We start from the raw sequence: 20,597 nt of genomic DNA, 5'->3' as shown, positions 1-20,597 counted from the left end.
ATTTTCTTAGTAAACCAGTACGGCACGACGGTTTTTAGCGTAAGCCGCTTCGTCATGACCCAGTACAGCTGGTTTTTCTTTACCGTAAGATACGATAGACATCTGGTCAGCAGAAACGCCTTTGCCTTGCAGATACATCTTAACGGCGCTTGCACGACGTTCGCCCAGGGCGATGTTGTATTCTGGAGTACCGCGCTCATCCGCATGACCTTCGATGGTCACTTTGTAAGACGGGTTGCCACGCAGGAATGCCGCGTGCTGATCCAGCATCTGAGCGTAGTCAGAAGCCACGTCATACTTGTCCAGACCGAAGTAAACGATGTTGTTCTGCTGCAGCTGCTGCATCTGCAGGCGCGCTTGCTCGTCAGAAGACATGTTACCGTTCTGACCAGCACCGTAAGCACCGTCGTTAGCGCCCATACCAGTCTGATCGTTGTTGTTGTTTTTGTGTGAGCTACATGCAGCTACTGCGATAACCGGCAGAGCCAGCATCAAACCCTTCAGCACTTTGTTCAGTTGCATTTCTTTATCCTATTATTTTGTTTGCCATACATTTTAATCCCCCGCCGTGCAGGGGATCTATGCATCACAGATACGGCGACCAGGCAGGGAATTTGACCTGTCCATCAGTTGCCGGAAGACGCGCTTTGAAACGCCCGTCGGTTGAAACCAACTGCAACACGGAACCCATCCCCTGAGTAGAGCTATAGATTACCATTGTGCCGTTTGGCGCCAGACTCGGCGTTTCATCCAGGAACGTGTCCGTTATTGTTTGAACGGCTCCCGTTACCAGATCCTGTTTGGCGACGTGCTGAGCGCCACCGGCGCTGCTGATCATCACCATAGTTTTGCCGTCGGTTGACACATCCGCATCCTGGTTTTGCGCACCTTCCCAGGTAATACGTTGTGGCGCACCGCCGTTGATACCAACTTTATAAATCTGTGGCGCACCGGCCTGGTCCGAGGTGTAAGCCAGCGTCTGGCTATCCGGGAACCACGTCGGTTCAGTGCTGTTATAACGACCATCCGTCACCTGACGCGTCTGACCTGAAGCCAGATCCATCACGTACAGGTTCAGGCTACCGGTTTTCGACAGCGCGAAGGCCAGTTTAGAACCGTCTGGTGAGAAGGCTGGCGCACCGTTGTGACGCGGATACGAAGCCACCTGACGGATTGCACCGTTAGACAGCGTCTGCACGACCAGCGCAGATTTGCCGCTTTCGAAGGTCACGTAAGCCACTTTACTGCCATCTGGCGACCAGGCCGGAGACATCAATGGCTGCGGTGAACGGTGAACCACAAACTGGTTGTAGCCATCGTAATCCGACACGCGCAACTCATACGGGAACTGACCGCCATTGGTCTGCACCACATAGGCAATACGGGTGCGGAATGCGCCTTTGATGCCGGTCAGCTTCTCGAACACTTCGTCACTGGCAGTGTGCGCCGCATAACGCAGCCACTGTTTAGTCACTTTGTAAGAGTTCTGTGCCAGCACGGTGCCTGGCGCGCCGCCGGTATCCACCAGCTGATAGGCAACTTGATAGCTGCCGTCAGCGTTTGGCGTTACCTGGCCGACCACGACCGAATCAATACCCAATGCGCTCCATGCGGCAGGTTGAACTTCCTGCGCGCTGGCTGGCTGTTGTGGCAGACGTGAACGGTCCAGCGGATTGAATTTACCGCTGTTGCGTAAGTCAGCAGAAACGATCCCGCCGATGTCTTCTGGTGCCGCGCCTGGGCCAGCCCATTGGAACGGAACCACACCAATAGGGCGTGCGGTGTTAACGCCCTGCGTAATTTCAATACGGACTTCTGCATGAAGCATTGCTGCCCACAGCAGTACAAAAAAACCTAAGGTTACACGAAGTGCCTGCTTCATTTTTTCTCCCTTACCTGAACCAGAGGTTCATGATAATTCGCACAGTTCCTGAAAAACACGAGTACTTATAGAGTACGGCGAGCTAACCATAGTTCAACCTGCCGTACGTTACTGCATTATTCTGGTTTGAAACGCATAGGTGCGTTTTTAAACACTTCATACACCGCCTGCGAAGGCGGCTTTGGAATACGCGCCTGCTTCGCGGCAGCGATAGCGGCCTGACACAAGGCTGGGTCGCCGCCTTCCGATTTAACATCAATCAGTAAACCATCCGGTGCCAGCTTGATGCGCAGGTTGCACTCTTTACCTTTATACAAATCCGCATCGTAGAAACGGCTTTGAATTGCGCCAACCACCTGGCCCAAGTAATTGTTGATGTCCGCGCCGGATGCACCCGCTTTCTTCTGATTGCCCTGCCCTGCAGCGCCACCCGACGCAGTACCACTTTTCGGTGCATTCTTACCAGAAGACAAACCACCTAACAGATCGTCAACGGCGTTTGCGTTCTTCGCAGCTTCCGCGGCGGCTTTTTTGGCATCAGCAGCGGCTTTCGCTTTTGCATCCGCTTTGGCCTTCGCAGCTGCATCGGCCTTGGCTTTCGCCTCGGCAGCAGCCTTTTCTTTCGCTTCTGCAGCGGCTTTTTCTTTCGCCTCAGCAGCCGCTTGCTCTTTAGCCTCTTTCGCTTCCTGAGCCGCTTTCGCCTTTGCATCGGCAGCAGCCTGAGCTTTGGCTTCAGCATCCGCTTTGGCTTTCGATTCTGCGGCCGCTTTTGCCTGCTGCGCCGCTTTCTCTTTGGCCGCTTCAGCAGCGGCAGCTTTGGCTTCCGCGTCCGCTTTCTTCTTCGCGTCAGCTGCGGCTTGCTTAGCTTCTTCTGCCGCTTTGGCTTTGGCGTCGGCGGCTGCTTTTGCCTGCGCATCGGCTTCCGCTTTGGCATCCGCCTTGGCTTTCGCTGCAGCGGCTTCGGCCGTTTTCTGCTGTTCCTGCGCCTGCTTAGCGGCGGCTTCAGCGGCTTTCTGCTGCTCAGCCTGCTGCTTCGCCTGCTCTTTGGCTTCCTGTTGGGCCTGCAAGCGCTCTTTTTCCATCTCTTTCAGGCGCTGCTGCTCAGCAGCTTGTTTCTGCTGTAACTCTTCGGCCTGCTGCTGCGACTGTTTCTGACGCTGCTGCTCGGCGCGTTGGCTGTCTCGTTGCTGATTCTGCTGGCGGTTATACTGTTCAACCACGGCGCCGGAATCGACCATCACTGCGTCAATATCACTGCCACCGCCACCACCGCTGGATTCGATTTTTTCGTTAAACGAGCTCCAAATCACTAAGGCGATCAGCACGATGTGCAGAATCACCGAAACGATTATTGCGCGTTTTAACTTGTCGTTCTGCTCGGTTGCCTTCGACACACTCGGTTCCCAAAAACGGTTCGCTTTAAATCGGCTGCGTCATCAAACCGACAGATTTCACGCCTGCCTGATGTAACAGGTTCAGCGCCTTGATGATTTCGTCGTAAGGGACGTCTTTCGCACCGCCGATCAGGAAGACCGTTTTCGGATTGGCTTCAATCCGGCGCTGCGCTTCGCTCACCACCTGCTCCGGCGGCAACTGCGTCATACGATCGTGATCCACCACCAGGCTGTACTGGCCAACACCAGACACTTCAACAATCACCGGTGGATTATCATCAGTTGAGACGGTTTTGGAATCTGTCGCATCCGGCAGATCCACTTCCACGCTCTGGGTAATAATCGGCGCGGTTGCCATAAAGATGAGCAGCAACACCAACAGCACGTCCAGCAGTGGAACAATGTTGATTTCCGACTTAAGGTCGCGTTTACCGCGACCACGGGTTCTGGCCATCGTAAACCTCGACTTACTTCGTGTTTTCGGTGGAGAAAGCCTGACGATGCAGGATAGCCGTGAACTCTTCCATGAAGTTGTCGTAGCCCTGTTCCAGCTTGTTAACGCGCTGGTTCAGACGGTTGTACGCCATAACGGCAGGAATGGCCGCAAACAGACCGATTGCGGTCGCGATCAACGCTTCGGCAATACCCGGAGCAACCATCTGCAGCGTGGCCTGTTTTACCGCACCGAGGGCGATAAAGGCGTGCATGATCCCCCACACCGTACCAAACAGACCGATATACGGGCTGATGGAGCCAACGGTGCCAAGGAAAGGAATGTGAGTTTCCAGCGTTTCCAGTTCACGATTGAAGGAGATACGCATCGCACGGCTCGCGCCCTCTACAACCGCTTCCGGCGCATGGTTGTTAGCACGGTGCAAGCGCGCAAACTCTTTGAAACCCGAATAGAAAATTTGCTCAGATCCGCTCAATTCGTCGCGGCGTCCCTGGCTTTCCTGATACAGGCGTGACAGCTCGATACCCGACCAGAACTTATCTTCAAAGGCTTCGGCTTCGCGCCCCGCCGCATTCAAAATGCGCGTACGCTGAATAATGATCGCCCATGAGGCAATAGAAAAGCCGATCAAAATCAACATGATAAGTTTGACCAGAAGGCTCGCCTTCAGGAACAAATCAAGAACATTCATGTCAGTCACTGCTTAAACTCCGCGACAATAGACTTGGGAAGCGCAATTGGCTTCATTAGATGTGGGTTGATGCAGGCAATCAGGACTTCTGCTTCATTTAGCACTTTGCCTTCTGCATTCACGATACGCTGCGAGAACGTCATCGTAGCACGCGTCATTGAGGTCACTTCAGTTTGAATTTCCAAAAGATCGTCCAGACGTGCAGCCGCAACAAAATCGATCGTCATGCGTCGTACCACAAAAGCCACCTGCTCTTCCAACAGGACCTGCTGATTGAAATGGTGCTGGCGCAACATTTCGGTACGTGCTCGTTCATAGAAAGCAAGATAACTGGCGTGGTAAACCACACCACCGGCATCGGTGTCTTCGTAATAGACACGAACCGGCCAGCGAAACAGCGTAGTACTCACTCTACATCCCGGTCTCATTTTAAACGTTGCTACTATACGCAAGTGAGATCGGCTTGGGAATGGTCCGCCAGAGCCAGGCGAAAATAATTATCACAGGTTAACAACTGGAAGGATTTATAGGATGTTTCTTGACCGGACGCTGACAAAACCTCACGTCAGCGCCTGAAAATGCAGCGTTTTTAAGTCCTGAGCCTGGACTTAATGGTAGAACCAGAAAATTCCCACGATTAACACCAACATTGCCGGCAGCGGAGAAAACAGCGCTTGCCAGCGCAGGCGCTGCGGGCGGAAGCCGGTGCCGTGAATCACGCCGGTGCAAACGGCCCAAATCAGCAGCATTCCATGCCATATCGCTAAATCACTGGTACGCGCGGCAAAGCGCGTTGGCTGCCAAATCACACAGCCTGCCAGCCACAACGCGAGGATTAGCGAAAGGGCCCGAAGTGGGCCCTTGTCCATCAGACGATACAGCGTCTGAATCAGTGTGCGCATCAGACTTGCTCGTCCTTGGCGCTGCTCTCTTCAACATGCTCCAGCGCCAGCGCCGTAATCACACCGAACGCACAGGCCAGCAAGGTGCCAAGAATCCAGGCAAAATACCACATGCTCAATCTCCTTAATCAGTACAGGGAGTGCGTATTGCTCTCAATGTGTTCTTTGGTGATACGACCAAACATCTTGTAATAACACCAGGCGGTGTACGCCAGGATAATCGGTACAAAGATGATGGCGGCAATGGTCATCACTTTCAGCGTCAGCAGGCTAGACGTGGCATCCCACATCGTCAGGCTGATGCCTGGCACAGTGCTGGATGGCATGATGAACGGGAACATCGCAATCCCGGCCGTCATGATCACGCACGCTAACGTCAGTGAAGAAGAGATAAACGCCAGAGCGCCCTTCTCGATACGCGAAAAGAGAATGGTCAGCAGCGGTAACACAACGCCCAACAGCGGGAACAGCCACAACACTGGCATCTGCTCGAAGTTCACCATCCATGCGCCAGCCTCACGCACCACATCTTTACCCAACGGGTTGGATGCGGCGTGATGATCGATAACGCTCTTCAGCACATAACCGTCAATGCCGTATTTCACCCACACACCGGCAAGGATGAAGCACACCATCATCACCAGCGCCGAGATTTGCGCGGTGCTGCGGCTGCGAACGTGCAACTCGCCGGCAGTACGCATCTGCAGATAAGTTGCGCCCTGCGTCAGAATCATCGCCACACTCACCACGCCGGCCAGCAAGCCAAACGGATTCAGCAGCTGGAAGAAGTTGCCGGTATAGAAGAGGCGCAGATATTCGTCAGCATGGAACGGCACGCCTTGCAGCAGGTTGCCGAATGCCACACCAATTACCAGCGGCGGGACAAAGCTGCCGATGAAAATGCCCCAATCCCACATGCCACGCCAGCGCATATCTTCAATCTTCGAACGGTAATCAAAACCCACCGGACGGAAGAACAGTGAAGCCAGCACCAGAATCATTGCCACATAGAAGCCGGAGAACGCAGCCGCATACACCATTGGCCAGGCGGCGAACAGCGCGCCACCGGCGGTGATCAGCCAAACCTGGTTGCCGTCCCAGTGCGGCGCAATGCTGTTAATCATGATGCGACGTTCGGTATCGGTGCGTCCGAGAATGCGGGTCAGCATACCGACGCCCATATCAAAGCCATCGGTGACCGCAAAACCAATCAGCAACACGCCAATCAGCAGCCACCAGACAAAGCGCAATACTTCGTAATCAAACATGGTCGCTCTCCTTATCCACGCGCCGGCTGAGATGATGTCTTCAGCGTTTCATGATGATAGCGGCCGGTTTTCAGGCTGCTTGGACCGAGGCGCGCGAACTTGAACATCAGGTACATTTCCGCCACGAGGAACAAAGTGTAGAGACCGCAAATCAGCGTCATTGAGAACAGCAGATCGCCGACGGTCAATGAGGAGTTAGCGACTGCGGTTGGCAGCACTTCACCAATTGCCCACGGCTGACGACCATACTCGGCAACGAACCAACCCGCTTCAATCGCAATCCATGGCAATGGAATGCCATACAACGCGGCTTTCAGTAACCAGCGCGACTTACCGATGCGGTTACGAATCACGCTCCAGAAGGAGAGTGCAATGATGCCCAGCATCAGCACGCCGCCCAGCACCATGATGCGGAAGGCGAAGTACAGCGGTGCAACGCGTGGGATTGAGTCTTTCGTGGCTTTCTGAATCTGCTCTTCGCTGGCGTTAGCCACATCCGGTGTATAGCGCTTCAGCAGCAGGCCATAACCCAGATCCTTTTTGCTGGCTTCAAACTGGCTGCGCACAGCAGGATCTTTACTGCCACCACGCAGTTCGTTCAGCAGCGCGTAGGCTTTCATGCCGTTACGAATACGCACTTCATGTTGCGCCAGCAGATCTTTCAAACCGGTCACGGGCGTATCAACAGAACGCGTGGCGATCAAACCGAGCAGATACGGAATCTGAATCGCATATTTGTTTTCCTGCGTTTCCTGGTCCGGAATACCAAACAGCGTAAACGCAGCTGGAGCCGGTTGGGTTTCCCATTCTGCTTCAATCGCCGCCAGTTTGGTTTTCTGCACGTCGCCGATTTCATAACCAGATTCGTCACCCAGCACGATCACTGACAAAATCGCCGCCATACCGAAGCTGGCTGCGATTGCAAAGGAGCGTTTAGCGAACGCCATATCGCGCCCTTTCAGCAGATACCATGCGCTGATACCCAGGATGAACATCGCACCTGTGGTGTAGCCAGCGGCCACGGTATGCACAAACTTCACCTGCGCAACCGGGTTTAGCACCAGCTCGGAGAAGCTCAGCATCTCCATACGCATGGTTTCAAAATTGAACTCGGAAGCAATCGGGTTTTGCATCCAGCCGTTCGCCACCAGAATCCACAGCGCGGACATATTGGAACCGAGCGCCACCAGCCAGGTCACCGCAAGGTGTTGCACCTTGCCCAGACGATCCCAGCCGAAGAAGAACAGGCCAACAAAGGTGGATTCGAGGAAGAACGCCATTAATCCTTCAATGGCGAGCGGCGCACCGAAGATATCGCCGACGTAATGTGAGTAATATGACCAGTTGGTACCGAACTGGAATTCCATGGTCAGGCCGGTAGCCACGCCAAGCGCAAAGTTGATACCAAACAACTTGCCCCAGAACTTAGTCATATCTTTATAAATTTGTTTCCCCGTCAGGACATATACGGTTTCCATGATCGCCAATAAAAACGCCATACCCAGCGTTAATGGCACGAACAGGAAATGGTACATCGCCGTCAGGGCAAACTGTAAACGCGACAGCTCGACAATATCTAACATGATGACTCCTTGCTCCTCGCATGAACTTCCCCTGCGGATGACAACGGCAAACAACAGACATTGACGCGCAGAATAAGATTCAGGAACGACTGATTATTGATTCCAGTTTTGTTACTGATAGAACAGAGAAAGCTGTTGCCCGAAGATGGCGAGTAACAGTGATAAAATTCCCTTAAAAACCGATCCTTTCAGTCAATTTTAAGCAGGAGTGGAATGAGGAGGCGGCAGAATTGATATAACAACGCCTGGCACAAACTCCCGAAAAATTATGACGAAGACTGAATTGATGCAGCGCAATTTATACCGGTTAGTCGCTGTTTTGCTAGCGGTAAAGTTTCCTATAACACGCTATTTATTGATCTGGATTAAGACTATAAATTTCCAGATATGTAGTGTTAGTGTGGTTGTTAATTAGATGTCAAAACATCGTCTTATAATTAAGAATATAATTACCTTTTCCGCAATTATTTAACCTCGTTCTGGAAAGTCGTGCGCCAATTGTTTGAAGAAGATCCAGTGACTTTTCCCTTCTTTACCCTGATGACAGAGTAAGCATAGCCGCTGTTCTTGAAACCGTTGCGCTTTTTGCCCCTGTTTTCGGCGGGTCATTACCCAAAAAAAAGCCACCCGAAGGTGGCTTTTCAATATCCGTCAATACTGGCTTATTTGATTGGCAGAACCGCTTTAACCGCGTCACCAATGTCTGCCAGGCTGCGTACGGTTTTCACACCAGCCGCTTCCAGCGCAGCAAATTTCTCATCAGCAGTACCTTTACCACCGGCAATGATGGCGCCTGCGTGGCCCATACGTTTGCCTTTCGGTGCAGTCACACCCGCGATGTAGCCGACAACCGGCTTGGTCACGTGCGCTTTGATGTAGGCTGCTGCTTCTTCTTCCGCACTACCACCGATCTCACCGATCATCACGATCGCTTCGGTCTGTGGATCTTCCTGGAACAGTTTCAGGATGTCGATGAAGTTAGATCCTGGGATCGGGTCGCCACCGATACCTACGCAGGTAGACTGGCCGTAGCCGATGTCCGTGGTCTGCTTAACGGCTTCATAAGTCAGCGTACCTGAACGCGATACGATACCGACGCGGCCTGGCTGGTGAATGTGGCCCGGCATGATACCGATCTTACATTCGCCTGGGGTGATCACGCCTGGGCAGTTCGGGCCGATCATGCGTACGCCAGCTTCATCCAGCTTCACTTTCACGGTCAGCATATCCAGCGTTGGGATACCTTCGGTGATGGTGATGATCAGTTTGATACCCGCATCGATCGCTTCCAGAATACCGTCTTTGCAGAACGGCGCTGGAACGTAGATAACCGTGGCGGTTGCGCCAGTCGCTTCTACTGCTTCACGCACGGTGTTGAACACCGGCAGGCCGAGATGCGTGGTGCCGCCTTTGCCTGGCGTGACACCGCCAACCAGCTGCGTACCATAGGCCAGCGCCTGCTCAGAGTGGAACGTCCCTTGACCACCGGTGAAACCCTGGCAAATGACTTTGGTGTTTTTGTCGATCAAAATGGACATTATTTACCCTCCGCTGCAGCTACAACACGCTGTGCAGCGTCTGTCAGGCTGGTTGCTGCAATGATGTTCAGACCGCTGTCCGCCAGTTTCTTAGCGCCCAGCTCGGCGTTGTTACCTTCCAGACGTACCACAACTGGCACGTTTACACCCACTTCTGCCACTGCACCGATGATGCCGTCTGCGATCAGGTCGCAACGCACGATGCCGCCGAAGATGTTAACGAACACGGCTTTTACCGCATCGTCAGACAGGATGATTTTGAAGGCTTCGGTCACGCGCTCTTTGGTTGCGCCGCCACCAACGTCCAGGAAGTTTGCTGGCTCACCACCGTGGTGTTTCACGATGTCCATGGTGCCCATTGCCAGACCGGCGCCGTTCACCATACAGCCGATGTTGCCATCCAGCGCAACGTAGTTCAGTTCCCACTGCGTAGCGTGTGCTTCACGTGGATCTTCCTGGCTCGGATCGCGCATTTCACGCAGTTCCGGCTGACGGAACAGTGCGTTGCCGTCTGCACCCAGTTTGCCGTCGAGGCAGATCAGGTCGCCCTGCTTGGTGATCACCAGCGGGTTGATCTCAACCATCGCCAGATCGCGCTCAAGGAACATGGTCGCCAGACCCATAAAGATTTTGGTGAACTGGCTAACTTGCTTACCGGTCAGGCCGAGTTTGAACGCCAACTCGCGGCCCTGATACGGCTGTGGACCCGCTAATGGATCCAGCGCCATTTTGTGGATCAAGTGTGGCGTTTCTTCTGCCACTTTCTCAATCTCAACACCGCCTTCAGTCGATGCCATGAAGATCACGCGACGAGTCGCACGGTCAACCACCGCACCCAGATACAGCTCCTGATCGATATCAGTCGCGGCTTCAACCAGAATCTGGTTTACCGGCTGACCGTGCGCATCAGTTTGATAGGTCACCAGACGCTTGCCCAGCCAATGCTCAGCAAAAGCACGAATGTCTTCTTTGCTGTTAACCACTTTCACGCCACCCGCTTTACCGCGGCCACCGGCATGAACCTGACATTTCACTACCCACGGACCAGCGCCGATTTTAGACGCGGCTTCTTCTGCTTCACGTGGCGTGGTGCAGGCGTAGCCTGTCGGTGCTGGCATGCCATAGCGTGCAAACAGCTGCTTCGCCTGGTATTCATGTAAATTCATGATGTTCTATCCATTCAGGTATGAGTTTGGGCGCGCCTTCACACCGCGCGCCCGGCGAAATTAGACGTCCAGCAGCAGGCGAGCTGGATCTTCCAGCATCTCTTTCACCGCGACCAGATAGCCAACGGATTCACGACCATCAATCAAACGGTGATCGTAAGAGAGCGCCAGATACATCATTGGCAGAATCACAACCTGACCATTGACCGCCATTGGGCGCTCTTTGATGGCGTGCATGCCCAGAATCGCGCTCTGCGGTGGGTTGATAATTGGTGTCGACATCAGCGAACCAAACACACCACCGTTGGTGATGGTGAAGTTACCGCCGGTCAGCTCTTCAACCGTCAACTTGCCGTCACGGCCTTTCACCGCCAGCTCTTTAATTTTCTTCTCAATGTCGGCCATGCTCAGCGCATCAACATCTTTCAGCACTGGCGTTACCAGACCACGCGGAGTAGAAACCGCAATGCTCACATCGAAATAGTTGTGGTAAACCACATCTTCGCCATCAATCGACGCGTTCACTTCCGGGAAGCGTTTCAGTGCTTCAACCACCGCTTTGATGTAGAAGGACATGAAGCCCAGACGCACGCCATGACGCTTCTCGAACGCATCGCCGTACTGCTTGCGCAGGTCCATGATTGGCTTCATGTTGATTTCGTTGAACGTGGTCAACATCGCGGTGCTGTTTTTCGCTTCCAGCAGACGCTCGGCAACACGCTTACGCAGACGCGTCATCGGTACGCGTTTTTCGCTGCGGTTAGCCACAGCGGCCTGCGGTGCAGCAGCAGCGGCTGGCGCTGGTGCGGCTTTGCCACTGTCGGCTTTCTTCGCCAGATGTTTTTCCACATCTTCACGCGTCAGACGGCCGCCAACGCCGGTGCCTTTGATCTGGCTGGCATCGAGGTTATTTTCAGCAATCAGACGGCGAACCGCTGGGCTGAGCGCATCGTTGCTCTCTTCTTCCAGAGAAGCGGTCTGACGCTGTGCTGGTGTAGACTCTTTGCTTTCCGCTTTTGCCGCAGTCTCTTTCCCGCCGCTGTTGCCCTCTTTCAGACGGCCCAGAATCTGACGAGAAGTGACGGTAGCGCCTTCCTCTTCCAGCACGGCTTCCAGAATGCCGTCCGCTGAAGCAGGCACTTCCAGCACCACTTTGTCAGTTTCAATCTCTACCAGTACTTCATCGCGGCTCACAGAGTCGCCAGGTTTTTTGTGCCAGGTTGCAACCGTTGCGTCCGCTACGGATTCAGGCAAATCGGGAACGAGAATTTCTACGCTACTCATTTTCTTTCCTTTTTATTAACCAAGGTTCAGCGCGTCATTAACCAGGTCTTGCTGCTGTTTTTGATGTACGGACATGTAGCCCACGGCCGGTGAAGCAGAAGCCGGACGGCCTGCATAACGCAGTGACGCACCAAATGGAACCACTTCGCGGAAATGATGCTGACTGCAATACCATGCGCCCTGATTCAGCGGCTCTTCCTGACACCACACGAAATCCTGCACATGAGCATAGTTTTTCAATACGTCCTGCACGACTTTGTGCGGGAACGGATAGAGTTGTTCGATACGCACGATGGCCACGTCGGTCTGCTCGTTTTTACGACGCTGCTCCAGCAGATCGTAATAAACCTTGCCCGAACACAGCACGACGCGTTTAACCTGCTGCGGATCGAGATCGTCGATCTCACCAATCGCCGGCTGGAAGCTGCCAGTGGCCAACTCTTCCAGGCTGGAAATCGCCAGCGGATGACGCAGCAGTGATTTTGGTGACATGACGATCAGCGGACGGCGCATACCGCGCAGCGCCTGACGACGCAGCATGTGGTAAACCTGCGCTGGGGTTGAAGGCACGCACACCTGCATGTTCTGTTCAGCACAGAGTTGCAGATAACGCTCCAGACGCGCTGAGGAGTGCTCAGGACCCTGACCTTCATAACCGTGCGGCAGCAACATGACCAGGCCACACATACGGCCCCATTTCTGCTCGCCGGAGCTGATGAACTGGTCGATCACTACCTGTGCGCCGTTGGCGAAATCGCCGAACTGTGCTTCCCAAATGGTCAGCACGCGCGGTTCTGCGGTGGCGTAACCGTATTCGAAGGCCAGTACCGCTTCTTCAGACAGCACGGAATCCCACACTTTGAACTGACCTTGAGCGTTATGGACATGGTGCAGCGGCGTGTAGGTTGAGCCGTTGGTCTGGTTGTGGATCACCGCATGACGGTGGAAGAAGGTACCGCGACCGGTATCTTCACCGGAAAGACGCACCGGAATTCCTTCGTCAACCAGCGTGGCGTAAGCGAGGTTTTCAGCACCGCCCCAATCGAACGCTTTGTTACCTTCGGCCATCTCTTTGCGATCGTTGTAGATCTTGGCCACGCGAGACTGCACTTCTACCGATTCCGGTACGCTGCTGATGCGGCGCGCCAGTTCCTGCAGGCGTTTCAGTTCCACTGTTGCCGGGTAGCTTTCGTCCCACTCGTGGTTCAGATATGGCGACCAGGTGAATGAATGCAGGCTCATCGGACGCCATTCCGGCACCACGCATTCGCCTTCATCCAGCGCGTCGCGGTACAGGTTAACCATCTCGGTGGCATCTTCAGTGGTCGCAACACCTTCGCTTTCCAGCTGATCGGCGTAGATTTTACGCGGCGTTGGATGCTTTTTGATTTTCTGGTACATCAACGGCTGAGTTGCACTTGGCTCGTCGGCTTCGTTGTGGCCGTGACGGCGGTAGCACACCAGATCGATAAACACATCACGTTTAAAGGTGTTGCGATAATCCAGCGCCAGGCGAGTCACAAATGCCACCGCTTCTGGATCGTCCGCGTTAACGTGGAAAATCGGTGCCAGCACCATCTTGCCGATATCAGTGCAGTACGGCGTAGAACGCGCATCTTTCGGGTTGGAGGTGGTGAAACCAACCTGGTTGTTAATCACGATGCGAAAGGTACCGCCCACTTCGTAACCACGCGCCTGGGACATGTTCAGGGTTTCCTGCACCACGCCCTGGCCGATAACGGCAGCATCACCGTGAATGGTGATTGGCAGAACTTTGTTGCTGCTTGGCTCAGCCAGACGATCCAGACGCGCACGCACCGAACCCATCACTACCGGGCTCACGATTTCCAGATGCGACGGGTTGAACGCCAGCGCCAGATGCACCAGGCCGCCTTCGGTTTCGACGTCAGACGAGAAGCCCATGTGGTACTTCACGTCGCCGGTGCCGAGGTGTTCTTTGTGCTTGCCGGAGAACTCGTCAAACAGATCCTGCGGCTTCTTACCTAATACGTTGATCAGTACGTTGAGACGACCGCGGTGCGCCATACCCAGCACCACTTCGCGCGTACCGCTCTTGCCAGCGTGACGAATCATCTCGCGCAGCATGGGCACCAGCGCATCACCGCCTTCCAGCGAGAAGCGCTTCGCACCCGGGAATTTCGCACCCAGATATTTTTCCAGGCCTTCTGCCGCGGTCAGCTCTTTCAGGAAACCTTTTTTCTCGTCGCTGCTGAAAGACGCGTGGCCCACCACCGATTCCAGACGCTGCTGAATCCAGCGCTTCTCGTCGGTGTTGTTGATGTGCATGTACTCTGCACCAATCGAGCCACAGTAAGTCTGCTGCAGCGCCGCAAACAGATCGGCCAGCTTCATAGTCTCTTTGCCGATAGCAAAAGAGCCTACGTTAAAGCTTTCCTGAAAATCGGCGTCGGTCAGATCGTGATAAGCCGGATCGAGGTCGGCTACCCTGTCCTGTTTCCACAGGCCAAGCGGATCGAGGTTGGCATGCTGATGGCCGCGGAAGCGGAATGCATTAATCAGCTGCAGCACTTTAACCTGTTTGGAGTTGGTTGCCGGATCGGTCACGGTTGATGTGTAACGCGTGGCGTCTTTAGCCAGGCGGCGGAAGTAATCACGCGTGGTGGAGTGAAATTGCTCAGGTTTCACGCCAGTGCCCGGCAGCTGTTGGAACAGCTCGCGCCACATGTCATCAACTGAGTCAGGATCGGTCAGGAAATCCTCATAGAGTTGCTCTATGTAAGATTGGTTCGCGCCGGCCAGCCAGGAGGAGTCCAGCCAGGGTTTCATCGCGCTGTTCTGCATTGTGATCCCTTAAGCATTAATCTGCTTTTTATGAGGTTTCATTTTTTACCGCTTACGCGGCTTGCCGTAGTGAGTTCAGCGATACGAACCTGTGCGCTACCGGCGCCTGGCTCGTAAGGGAACCTTTATAAGCGTGGTCAGCACCGCGCTTATAGAGGCTTCCGTAAACATCCGGGAACCTGGGTTCCCGGACAGTGACTTTTGTTACGCCCCGCGTTGCAGCAGCATCGACTTAATATGGCCGATGGCGCGCGTTGGGTTTAGGCCTTTCGGGCACACGCTCACACAGTTCATGATGCTGTGACAGCGGAAAACACTGAAAGCATCGTTTAGATTGTCGAGACGCGCATTGGTTTCCGTATCGCGGCTGTCGATCAGGAAACGGTAAGCGGCCAGCAGGCCAGCCGGACCAACAAACTTGTCCGGATTCCACCAGAACGACGGGCACGACGTTGAGCAGCAGGCGCAGAGAATACACTCGTACAAACCGTCCAGATGCTCACGCTCGGCTGGGCTCTGTAAATGCTCGCGCGCCGGAGGATTTTCCCCATTATTCAACAGGAAAGGCTTAATCTTCTCATACTGTGCATAGAATTGTCCCATGTCTACCACGAGGTCGCGGATAACCGGTAAACCAGGCAGTGGACGGATAACAATTTTCTTCGTGCCGTTACCCAGCGCAGAGACCGGCGTGATACATGCCAGACCGTTTTTACCGTTCATGTTCAGACCATCTGAACCGCACACGCCTTCACGGCATGAGCGACGGAAAGCCAGCGTTGGGTCTTTCTCTTTCAGACGGATCAGCGCATCCAACAGCATCATGTCGCGACCATCTTCCGACTCCAGCGTGTATTCCTGCATACGCGGTTTGTCGTCGACTTCCGGGTTGTAACGATAAATAGAAAATTCGAGTCTCATGATGATCTCCGCAATTAGTAGGTACGCGCTTTTGGCGGGAAGGCCGCACGCAGTTTCGGTTGCATGTTTACCTCACGGCGCGTCATGCTTTCCGTCTGCGGAACATAGAGACTGTGGCACAGCCAGTTTTCATCATCGCGATCCGGGAAGTCGAAGCGGCTATGCGCGCCACGGCTTTCGGTACGGAAGTTGGCGGCGACAGCGGTGGCGTAAGCGGTTTCCATCAGGTTATCCAGCTCGAGGCACTCGATACGCTGGGTGTTGAAGTCCGGCGAACGGTCATCCAGACGCGCCGATTTCAAACGCTCACGAATCACTTTCAGCTCTTCCAGACCTTCACGCATCGCATCGCCATCGCGGAATACGGAGAAGTTGTTCTGCATGCAGCGCTGCAGCGCTTTACGGATTTCGACCGGATCTTCACCGGTGGTGTTATTTTCCCAACGGTTAAATCGCGCCATCGCTTCATCAAGATTTTCCTGCGTGGCTTCACGCAGTTCGCCCTGCTCTTCAATACACTCCAGCAGATGCACACCGGCTGCGCGGCCGAACACCACCAGGTCGAGCAGCGAGTTGCCGCCGAGGCGGTTAGCGCCGTGTACTGATACGCAGGCGATTTCGCCGACAGCGAACAGACCTGGAATCACCTCATCCTGGCCCTGCTCGTTCACGCGCAGCGCCTGACCGGTCACTTTGGTCGGCACGCCGCCCATCATGTAGTGGCAGGTTGGGATCACTGGAATCGGTTCTTTAATGGGGTCAACGTGCGCAAAAGTGCGCGACAGCTCAAGAATGCCTGGCAGTCGCGATTCCAGTACATCGGCACCGAGATGGTCGAGCTTCAGTTTAATGTGCGGACCCCAAGGGCCATCGCAACCGCGACCTTCACGGATTTCCACCATCATTGAACGTGCAACCACATCACGACCCGCCAGATCTTTGGCGTTTGGCGCGTAACGTTCCATGAAGCGTTCACCGTGCTTATTCAGCAGATAACCACCTTCACCACGGCAACCTTCGGTCACCAGCACGCCCGCACCGGCAATACCGGTTGGGTGGAACTGCCACATTTCCATATCCTGCACCGGCACGCCTGCACGCAGCGCCATACCAACGCCGTCACCGGTGTTGATGTGAGCATTAGTGGTGGACTGGTAAATACGGCCCGCGCCGCCGGTCGCCAGAATGGTGGCCTTAGCTTTGAAATAGACGGTTTCGCCGGTTTCCATGCAGATAGCCGTACAGCCGACAATCGCACCGTCCTCGTTTTTCACCAGATCCAGCGCATACCATTCGGAGAAGATGGTGGTTTTGTTCTTCAGGTTCTGCTGATACAGCGTATGCAGCAAGGCGTGGCCGGTACGGTCAGCAGCCGCCGCGGTACGCGCCGCCTGCTCACCGCCGAAATTCTTCGACTGACCACCAAACGGACGCTGATAAACGCGGCCGTCATCAAGACGGGAGAAAGGCAATCCCATATGTTCCAGTTCCAGAATCGCTTCTGGACCGACATGACACATATATTCGATCGCGTCCTGGTCGCCGATAAAGTCGGAACCTTTGACGGTGTCGTACATGTGCCATTCCCAGTTATCGTCATGGGTGTTACCCAGCGCAACGGTGATACCGCCCTGCGCCGATACGGTATGGGAACGGGTTGGGAAAACTTTGGATAACAGGGCACAAGTCTGGCCCGATTGGGAGATTTGCAAGGCGGCACGCATACCTGCGCCACCCGCGCCGATCACCACGGCATCAAATTCTCTGACTGGCAAACTCATTTACACACCCCACACCACAACAAATCCATAAATTGCGTACGACAACAGCGCAACCACAATCACAAACTGCAGCAGCAAACGGGTTGCTACCGGTTTCACGTAGTCAGTCAGCACCTGCCACATTCCAATCCAACCGTGGATGAGAATCGAGAACAGCGTCAACATGGTGAACACTTTCGTGAAGGCGGATGAGAAGAAGCCATGCCAGACGTCATACGTCAGCGTGCCTGTCATCACGACAAAACCGAGGATGTAGATGATGTAAAGCGTCATTAAGATTGCAGCAGCACGCAGTAACAGCCAGTCATGGATACCGTTGCGTCCTAATGCAGAAGCATTGCTTACCATACGAGGACTCCAGCCAAAATTGAGAGCACGACAGTGATAACAAAAGCCGCTTGCGCGGAACGGGTTCCCACCTGCAGGGTTTCTTCCATAAAGCCAAAATCAGCCAACATATGACGAATACCGCCCACGACGTGATACGCCAGCGCAGTTAAAATGCCCCACATGATGAATTTGGCGAAGAAGCTATCCATGATGGATGCCGCTTGCAGGAAGCCTTCAGGAGAAGAGAGGGAGAGACCCAGTAACCAGAGCAGAATTCCGAGAGCGACAAAGGTAATCACGCCGGAGACGCGGTGGAGAATGGACGATATTGCAGTAACGGGAAACCGGATCGTCGAGAGATCCAAGTTAACAGGTCTTTGTTTTTTCACGGTTTTGCCCACACAGCTCTTTTTTATTTTGCTTCCTCCGGTCCTGAGTTGCATCAGAGACACAGCGTGTGTTCAGACTGCAACCGCCACCAAAATAGCAACATCCAGTGTTAAATAAAGCGGGTAAAACGCTGGGTGGCTCCTGGTGTCAGGGTGTTCCGGAGACCTGGCCGCAGTATAGGAGGATCACATTCTGATTACAATTCCCCTACAATCTCTTTGGTCACATTTAGGCTGAACAGTGATCACCTTCACGAATTTCACAATTTATACATTTTTAATTATCTGATTTGACAAAGAATCAACATTTTAGTTACAAACAATCGCATTAAAGCCCTATGATGCACAAAAGTTATGGGGATACACTTTCCCCTAAGCTCAAGTTATGTAACATTGCCAATACAAGTTATATAAAGCATCAGGTTATTGGTTACCAAGAAGTTATGTCGTGACAGGAACTTTAACATCCTCGATGTGCAGCATGTCATGCCCCGATGCCACCGAATGGCCCAAATTCAGCGTTTACTCTGCAACCTTGCCTCACCAACGTTACCGTAGAGTGATGCTGGGAAGATTGTGGTTTTATGCAACATGGAGGCTATTCTGGTGTCTAAGATCCTTACCTTAAAGGCGCTATGGAGACGAAATAATGACAGATAAAAAAGTGACGCTAACCCTACAAGATAATACGTCTGTTGAACTGGACGTGATGCAAGGCACGCTGGGACAAGATGTTGTTGATGTCCGCGCCCTTGGCTCACAAGGCCTGTTCACCTTCGATCCCGGCTTCACCTCTACGGCGTCCTGCGAATCTAAAATCACCTTTATTGATGGTGACGAAGGTATTCTGTTACACCGTGGTTTCCCGATTGATCAGCTGGCAACCCACTCAAACTATCTTGAAGTGTGTTACATCCTGCTGAATGGCGAAGCCCCGACCCAAGCCCAGTTTGAAGAGTTCCGCACCACCGTTACCCGCCACACCATGATCCACGAGCAAATCACCCGACTGTTCCACGGCTTCCGCCGCGATTCGCATCCAATGGCGGTGATGTGTGGTGTGACCGGTGCGCTGGCGGCGTTTTATCACGACTCTTTAGACGTCAACATTGAACGTCACCGTGAAATCGCTGCGTTCCGCCTGCTGTCGAAAATGCCGACCATGGCGGCGATGTGCTACAAGTACTCGATTGGCCAGCCGTTTGTGTATCCGCGTAACGACCTCTCTTATGCCGGTAACTTCCTGCACATGATGTTCGCCACGCCGTGCGAAGAGTACAAAGTGAATCCAGTACTGGAACGCGCGATGGACCGTATTCTGATTCTGCACGCCGACCATGAGCAGAATGCTTCAACCTCTACCGTGCGTACCGCAGGATCCTCAGGCGCAAACCCGTTTGCCTGTATCGCCGCCGGTATCGCTTCACTGTGGGGACCGGCGCACGGCGGTGCCAACGAAGCGACACTGCGCATGCTGGAAGAGATCAGCACCGTTGATCACATCCCTGAGTTTGTTAAACGTGCGAAAGATAAAAACGATTCGTTCCGTCTGATGGGCTTCGGCCACCGCGTGTATAAAAACTACGATCCCCGTGCCACCGTGATGCGCGATACCTGTCACGAAGTGCTGAACGAACTGGGCATGAAAGATGATCTACTGGAAGTGGCGATGGAGCTGGAACACATCGCGCTGAACGACCCGTACTTCATCGAGCGTAAACTCTATCCAAACGTCGATTTCTATTCAGGCATCATTCTGAAAGCGATGGGCATTCCGTCTTCAATGTTTACCGTGATCTTCGCGATGGCGCGTACCGTGGGTTGGATTGCACACTGGAAAGAGATGCATGACGAAGGCATGAAAATCGCCCGTCCGCGTCAGCTGTATACCGGTTACACCGAGCGTCCATTCACCTCGGCGCTGGATAAATAAGAGAAAGGCGGCCATCTGGCCTAATGCTGGTCAGTTAAGCCAACGACAAGTGCGCCGGCCGGAGACACTTCTGGTCCGGCTGTCCTCGCGCCGCTAGCGCGGTACCTTCACATCGCTCGTCTGCCTGACGGACCGGCGGAGACGGGACCTCCTTGTCCCGGCTCCGCCTTTCGCCCGCGTCCTGCGGGCTCTCCTGGCTTCCTCGCTTCGTTCAGCGCTGCGGATTGCCTGCCCAGAATTGTCCCCGGCCTGCTCATA

General features: G+C 54.0%; 19 protein-coding genes. 1 reads left to right on the top strand and 18 read right to left on the bottom strand.

All coding sequences use genetic code 11. The annotated features are described in order from the left end of the window. Positions 1 to 6: 6 nt before the first annotated feature. The 18 genes from pal to sdhC form a co-directional block, all read right to left on the bottom strand. Positions 7 to 522 (bottom strand): peptidoglycan-associated lipoprotein Pal, encoded by a 516-nt coding sequence (pal, locus tag AC6I8A_RS06225; protein WP_008107396.1) that lies wholly within the window; start codon positions 520 to 522, stop codon positions 7 to 9. 64 nt (positions 523 to 586) lie between these two features. Beyond that, positions 587 to 1,882 carry a Tol-Pal system beta propeller repeat protein TolB gene (gene tolB / locus AC6I8A_RS06220; protein WP_497818188.1) on the bottom strand — a complete coding sequence of 432 codons (1,296 nt, stop codon included), beginning with the start codon at positions 1,880 to 1,882 and terminating at the stop codon, positions 587 to 589. 116 nt (positions 1,883 to 1,998) lie between these two features. Then, positions 1,999 to 3,276 (bottom strand): cell envelope integrity protein TolA, encoded by a 1,278-nt coding sequence (gene tolA, locus AC6I8A_RS06215; protein WP_497818187.1) that lies wholly within the window; start codon positions 3,274 to 3,276, stop codon positions 1,999 to 2,001. A 25-nt stretch (positions 3,277 to 3,301) separates the two neighbouring features. Next, a complete protein-coding gene (tolR, locus tag AC6I8A_RS06210; RefSeq protein WP_008107389.1) occupies positions 3,302 to 3,730 on the bottom strand; it encodes a colicin uptake protein TolR in 429 nt (142 codons plus the stop codon). A gap of 13 nt (positions 3,731 to 3,743) precedes the next feature. Continuing rightward, the gene (gene tolQ, locus AC6I8A_RS06205) at positions 3,744 to 4,430 is read right to left on the bottom strand and encodes a Tol-Pal system protein TolQ (RefSeq protein ID WP_256695940.1); all 687 of its coding nucleotides are present in this window, start codon (positions 4,428 to 4,430) and stop codon (positions 3,744 to 3,746) included. Beyond that, positions 4,427 to 4,831, bottom strand: coding sequence for a tol-pal system-associated acyl-CoA thioesterase (gene ybgC / locus AC6I8A_RS06200; RefSeq protein WP_008107385.1), 405 nt, complete (start codon positions 4,829 to 4,831; stop codon positions 4,427 to 4,429). Before ybgC ends, tolQ begins: the two co-directional genes overlap by 4 nt. Positions 4,832 to 5,029: 198 nt before the next feature. Further along, positions 5,030 to 5,323 carry a cyd operon protein YbgE gene (ybgE, locus tag AC6I8A_RS06195; protein WP_256695939.1) on the bottom strand — a complete coding sequence of 98 codons (294 nt, stop codon included), beginning with the start codon at positions 5,321 to 5,323 and terminating at the stop codon, positions 5,030 to 5,032. Then, positions 5,323 to 5,436 (bottom strand): cytochrome bd-I oxidase subunit CydX, encoded by a 114-nt coding sequence (cydX, locus tag AC6I8A_RS06190; RefSeq protein WP_007890642.1) that lies wholly within the window; start codon positions 5,434 to 5,436, stop codon positions 5,323 to 5,325. The genes ybgE and cydX overlap by 1 nt, the downstream gene beginning before the upstream one ends. Positions 5,437 to 5,451: 15 nt before the next feature. Next, a complete protein-coding gene (gene cydB, locus AC6I8A_RS06185; RefSeq protein WP_008107378.1) occupies positions 5,452 to 6,591 on the bottom strand; it encodes a cytochrome d ubiquinol oxidase subunit II in 1,140 nt (379 codons plus the stop codon). A gap of 11 nt (positions 6,592 to 6,602) precedes the next feature. Continuing rightward, complete coding sequence (gene cydA, locus AC6I8A_RS06180; RefSeq protein WP_293796448.1) at positions 6,603 to 8,174, bottom strand: cytochrome ubiquinol oxidase subunit I; 1,572 nt, start codon at positions 8,172 to 8,174, stop codon at positions 6,603 to 6,605. Between the two features lie 662 nt (positions 8,175 to 8,836). Next, the gene (gene sucD, locus AC6I8A_RS06175) at positions 8,837 to 9,712 is read right to left on the bottom strand and encodes a succinate--CoA ligase subunit alpha (protein WP_101763214.1); all 876 of its coding nucleotides are present in this window, start codon (positions 9,710 to 9,712) and stop codon (positions 8,837 to 8,839) included. Beyond that, on the bottom strand, positions 9,712 to 10,878 hold the full coding sequence (gene sucC, locus AC6I8A_RS06170; RefSeq protein ID WP_007890646.1) for an ADP-forming succinate--CoA ligase subunit beta: 1,167 nt from the start codon (positions 10,876 to 10,878) through the stop codon (positions 9,712 to 9,714). The genes sucD and sucC overlap by 1 nt, the downstream gene beginning before the upstream one ends. A 60-nt stretch (positions 10,879 to 10,938) precedes the next feature. Further along, the gene (odhB, locus tag AC6I8A_RS06165) at positions 10,939 to 12,162 is read right to left on the bottom strand and encodes a 2-oxoglutarate dehydrogenase complex dihydrolipoyllysine-residue succinyltransferase (protein WP_256695938.1); all 1,224 of its coding nucleotides are present in this window, start codon (positions 12,160 to 12,162) and stop codon (positions 10,939 to 10,941) included. A gap of 15 nt (positions 12,163 to 12,177) precedes the next feature. Continuing rightward, positions 12,178 to 14,985 carry a 2-oxoglutarate dehydrogenase E1 component gene (gene sucA, locus AC6I8A_RS06160; RefSeq protein ID WP_497818186.1) on the bottom strand — a complete coding sequence of 936 codons (2,808 nt, stop codon included), beginning with the start codon at positions 14,983 to 14,985 and terminating at the stop codon, positions 12,178 to 12,180. Positions 14,986 to 15,189: 204 nt separating this feature from the next. Further along, positions 15,190 to 15,906 (bottom strand): succinate dehydrogenase iron-sulfur subunit, encoded by a 717-nt coding sequence (locus tag AC6I8A_RS06155; RefSeq protein ID WP_256695936.1) that lies wholly within the window; start codon positions 15,904 to 15,906, stop codon positions 15,190 to 15,192. 14 nt (positions 15,907 to 15,920) lie between these two features. Further along, the gene (gene sdhA / locus AC6I8A_RS06150) at positions 15,921 to 17,687 is read right to left on the bottom strand and encodes a succinate dehydrogenase flavoprotein subunit (protein ID WP_036649196.1); all 1,767 of its coding nucleotides are present in this window, start codon (positions 17,685 to 17,687) and stop codon (positions 15,921 to 15,923) included. Beyond that, positions 17,688 to 18,035, bottom strand: a complete 348-nt coding sequence (sdhD, locus tag AC6I8A_RS06145; RefSeq protein ID WP_008107364.1) for a succinate dehydrogenase membrane anchor subunit — start codon at positions 18,033 to 18,035, stop codon at positions 17,688 to 17,690. It lies immediately after the preceding gene. Then, on the bottom strand, positions 18,029 to 18,460 hold the full coding sequence (gene sdhC, locus AC6I8A_RS06140; RefSeq protein WP_008107362.1) for a succinate dehydrogenase cytochrome b556 subunit: 432 nt from the start codon (positions 18,458 to 18,460) through the stop codon (positions 18,029 to 18,031). Before sdhC ends, sdhD begins: the two co-directional genes overlap by 7 nt. A 595-nt stretch (positions 18,461 to 19,055) precedes the next feature. On the opposite strand from sdhC, the gene AC6I8A_RS06135 reads away from it, so the two are divergent. After that, positions 19,056 to 20,339, top strand: coding sequence for a citrate synthase (locus AC6I8A_RS06135; protein ID WP_008107361.1), 1,284 nt, complete (start codon positions 19,056 to 19,058; stop codon positions 20,337 to 20,339). Positions 20,340 to 20,597 lie beyond the last annotated feature (258 nt).

This window comes from Pantoea sp. X-Soil-ISGK-275 (assembly GCF_059730795.1).
This window is presented reverse-complemented; position numbering and strand designations above follow the sequence as displayed.